Here is a 3,685-nt window from a genome sequence, read left to right on the forward strand (position 1 = left end):
TAATTGAGTTGGATAAAAAGAAGATAGAAACAAGCATTGGAAAACTAGCAATAAGAACTTCTAAAGCAGTTGAAATAAGTGCAGATATAAATACATTACCAGATGAATACAAACGTATAAAAACAATTGTAGAGGCTAATAGAACAGAGCTGAAGAAAGCGCTAAAACAAGGTATAGAAATAGATGGAGTAGAGCTAGTGGAAAATTATAATTTGAATATTAGATAGGGGGAGTTAGAAAAATGACTAAAATAAACGCATTAATGGAAACAAGTTACCAATTGGAAAGTGGGCAGGTGCTTACTGCTGAAACAGTAAAAAATTACTTAGTATCAGGTAATGGAGCAGTAACAGATCAGGAAGTAATGATGTTTATAGAATTGTGTAAAGCACAACATCTTAACCCCTTTATTCGAGAGGCTTACTTAATCAAGTTTGGGAATAGTCCTGCAAATATTGTAGTAGGGAAAGATGTATTTGTAAAAAGGGCTTATAGAAATCCAGCATACAAAGGCATGAAAGCTGGGATAGTAGTAACAAATGCAGAAGGGAAAATAGATGAACGAGAAGGAAGTTTAAAGCTAAAAGGAGAGGAGTTGGTAGGTGGTTGGTGTGAAGTTTACGTAGAAGGGCAACAATTCCCTATAAAGTCTGTAGTAAGCTTAGAAGAGTACTCAAAATCACAGAGCACATGGAAATCAATGCCATGCGTAATGATTAGAAAATGTGCATTAGTAACAGCACTCAGGGAAGCATTTCCTGAAGACTTCCAAGGGTTATATGATAGTTCAGAAATGAATAATATGCCTGATAGATTGCCGGAAAAGGAGGTTGTTCCAGGGATGGCAAGTTTAGGACAAAAACACGGTATTATGAAAATAGCTAGTATGTGTGAACTATATAATTATGAGGAACCTAAAGATACAAAAAAACTAGAGGAATTTTGTCAAAGTAATGGATACGATTTACACCAACTGACTTTTGAGGAAGCCAATGAGGTGGCTAACTTGTTAGGTAAATATGCTGACAAGTTTAGAAATAAGCAGGAAGAAAAGATAGTAGAAGCAGAGTTTACGGAAGTTACAGAAGAACCCAGAGAACCGAAAGAACTTGAGGGACAAGAGCAAATGCAGCTGTAAGAGAAAGGGGTAAGCAATGTCAGAAGTCAAATGGATAAAGATTACCACAGATATATTTGATGATGAAAAAATAAAAATGATAGAAATAATGCCTGAAGCGGATACTATCATAGTTTGTTGGTTTAAGCTGCTTACTCTATGTGGAAAGATTAATCAAGGTGGAAGGGTGAGATTTAACATCAATATACCTTTCACTGATGAAATGTTAGCATCTATCTTTAATAGGCCACTTAAAACAGTACAGCTTGCAATAAAGACATTCGAAGCATATGGAATGATAGAAATAGAAGGAGATCACACAATAATGATTACAAATTGGGAGAAACATCAAAATGTAATCGGAATGGATAAAATAAGAGAACAAAATGCAGAAAGGCAGAGAAGATATAGAGAAAAGCAAAAAAAGATAGAGAATAGTAAAAAAACTGAACAGATTACAGATAGTAACGTTACGCATAACGTTATAAGTAACGCAGAAAATAACGTTACGTCACAGGTACTAGATATAGATATAGATAAAGAATTAGATAAAGATATTAATATATATATACAAAAAATTGTGGATAACTATAATCTAACAGAAGGTGAACGATTAACAATACTGCAAGCGATAAAAAGTAATGGTAACAAAGTAGAATATCTTAAAAAAAGCATTGACTATATGCAGCAGCAGGGTAAAGACATTAAGTCAGACTTTGGATACTTAGTAAAGATGCTAAAAGAACAATGGGATTTAACAGTTAAGCCAAAGCAATGCAAGAAACAATATAAAACTAAATTTCATAACTTTGATATGGATGGAAATGGTCAGTATTCAGCGGAAAATCTGAATAAGCTAATGAGAAGTCAAAGAAGGTGATTTAGTGGCAGACAGAACAGCAGTAGAGCAGTTTAGAACGAAAGCTAAAGGAATAATAGGAGTCTGGTATCCAAGTTCTTTCTTTGCAGATAAAAGTCTATTGTAAATTTCAAAATAAAGGTTAGAAAAAGCCTCATTTAATTCATCTTTACAGTGGTTTACATCTTGTAAATCATCAATATACTTTTCTGAAAAAAGATAGTGATAAGCTCCACGAAAACAAAAAATTAATTCTTGAAGATTTTCATCAGAATATTTGTTTTCATACTTTACAACAAGACTGAAAAATGTTAGTTGTAATTCTTTTGGGAAGTCGGTAAAGTCATAGGCTCCCCAAACGTTTAAATTATAGATATCAATAAATGGGAGATAAAAATTAATGAATTTTTCATAAAGCCTATCTTTTCTCTGTTTTGTTTTTTCACTTCTTTCTTGAATTTTATTTGTTATATAGGCGGAAATGGAACCAACTATAACAGGAACAATGACAGATGATACTGCAAAAATGAGAAATGACTGATTCATATAAGCCTCCTTAAAATATTATTTATTAATAATAATATTATTATATCATAAATCTAATTTAGGAACGGGGGAAAAAGAATAGTGAAGATTACATTATATGGAAAACCAATCACAAAGAAAAATAGCGGAAGAATAATAACAAATGGCAAAAGACCATATTTATTACCGTCAAAGCAGTTTGTAGCATATGAAAAGGACTGTAAAAGGCAGATAGCGGGCAAATACAGAATAGGAATAGATTATCCTGTTAACCTTAAAGCTTTGTATTATATGCCAACAAGACATAGAGTAGATCTAACGAACTTACTTAATGCAACCAATGACATACTAGTAGATTGTAATGTATTGGAAGATGACAACAGTAAGATAATAGTAAGCCATGATGGATCTAGAGTGCTATATGACAAAGATAATCCAAGGGTGGAGATTTTTATAGAAAAAGTCAAATAGTCATTAGGGAGGAAATAGATGAATAAAAATGAGTTGTTAAAAGTAATAGATAACGCTATAGACTCAGGGGATAATTTAGAAATAACGGTGTTTAGAGAGGATATTGAATTCTCTTTAAGCATCTATTATGAAGAACTTAGTGTAGTAAGAGATAGTATAAAATTGAAATTTACAGAAGACCTTATTTATAAAAAATTAGGATATAAGATTTTAAGTTGTAGATTATTTAAGTATAAATGTTATGAAAGGTGGCATTGATATGAAATATAAAGTAGGAGATTTAGTTATATATATACAAAATCCACAAACCGTTAGAAGAGTAAGAAGGGTATATGGGGATATGGTTTTGTTATGGGGATTCTATGACTATGTACATGAGAAAGATATAAAAAAAGTGGAGGTAAAATAAGGGAATATGAGTATAAATAGTGTTGTTTTAATAGGAAGACTTACAAAAGAACCAGATTTAAAGTATATACAAGGTTCAGGAACCCCAGTAGCTACATTCACGTTAGCTATAGATAGAGATTATAAGAACAGGGATGGATCTGTAACTACAGATTTTATACCAGTAGAAATAATTGGAAAACCCGCTGAGTACACATCTAATTATATAGCTAAAGGGAAATTAGTGGCAGTTCAAGGAGCAATTAGGGTAGATAGATATGAAACTCAAGGTGGAGAGAAAAGAATCTTTACCAAAGTATCTGGGA

Annotated in this window: 8 protein-coding genes; 7 read left to right on the forward strand and 1 reads right to left on the reverse strand. The window is 32.2% G+C overall.

The window, feature by feature from the left end; genetic code table 11:
* The 3 genes from BMY82_RS09235 to BMY82_RS09245 all read left to right on the forward strand — a co-directional run.
* A partial coding sequence (locus BMY82_RS09235) for a siphovirus Gp157 family protein (protein WP_180366777.1) occupies positions 1-227 on the forward strand: 227 nt, incomplete at its 5' end.
* 14 nt (positions 228-241) lie between these two features.
* Positions 242-1,138, forward strand: a complete 897-nt coding sequence (gene bet / locus BMY82_RS09240) for a phage recombination protein Bet (RefSeq protein WP_180366778.1) — start codon at positions 242-244, stop codon at positions 1,136-1,138.
* A 16-nt stretch (positions 1,139-1,154) separates the two neighbouring features.
* Positions 1,155-1,997, forward strand: a complete 843-nt coding sequence (locus BMY82_RS09245; protein ID WP_091976265.1) for a phage replisome organizer N-terminal domain-containing protein — start codon at positions 1,155-1,157, stop codon at positions 1,995-1,997.
* On the opposite strand, the gene BMY82_RS09250 is transcribed toward BMY82_RS09245, so the two are convergent.
* A complete protein-coding gene (locus BMY82_RS09250) occupies positions 1,974-2,522 on the reverse strand; it encodes a hypothetical protein (protein ID WP_091976266.1) in 549 nt (182 codons plus the stop codon). The two genes, BMY82_RS09245 and BMY82_RS09250, sit on opposite strands and share 24 nt — an antisense overlap.
* 81 nt (positions 2,523-2,603) lie before the next feature.
* Between BMY82_RS09250 and BMY82_RS09255 the strand changes: the two genes are divergently transcribed.
* From BMY82_RS09255 to BMY82_RS09265, 4 genes are all read left to right on the forward strand, one after another.
* Positions 2,604-2,972 carry a RusA family crossover junction endodeoxyribonuclease gene (locus BMY82_RS09255; RefSeq protein ID WP_091976267.1) on the forward strand — a complete coding sequence of 123 codons (369 nt, stop codon included), beginning with the start codon at positions 2,604-2,606 and terminating at the stop codon, positions 2,970-2,972.
* A gap of 18 nt (positions 2,973-2,990) precedes the next feature.
* Positions 2,991-3,230 (forward strand): hypothetical protein, encoded by a 240-nt coding sequence (locus BMY82_RS09260; protein WP_091976268.1) that lies wholly within the window; start codon positions 2,991-2,993, stop codon positions 3,228-3,230.
* Position 3,231: 1 nt separating this feature from the next.
* A complete protein-coding gene (locus BMY82_RS09525) occupies positions 3,232-3,381 on the forward strand; it encodes a hypothetical protein (protein WP_180366779.1) in 150 nt (49 codons plus the stop codon).
* 12 nt (positions 3,382-3,393) lie between these two features.
* A partial coding sequence (locus BMY82_RS09265) for a single-stranded DNA-binding protein (RefSeq protein ID WP_091976270.1) occupies positions 3,394-3,685 on the forward strand: 292 nt, incomplete at its 3' end.

Origin of the sequence: Peptostreptococcus russellii (genome assembly GCF_900110295.1) — a bacterium.
Taxonomy (GTDB): Bacteria; Bacillota; Clostridia; order Peptostreptococcales; family Peptostreptococcaceae; genus Peptostreptococcus; species Peptostreptococcus russellii_A.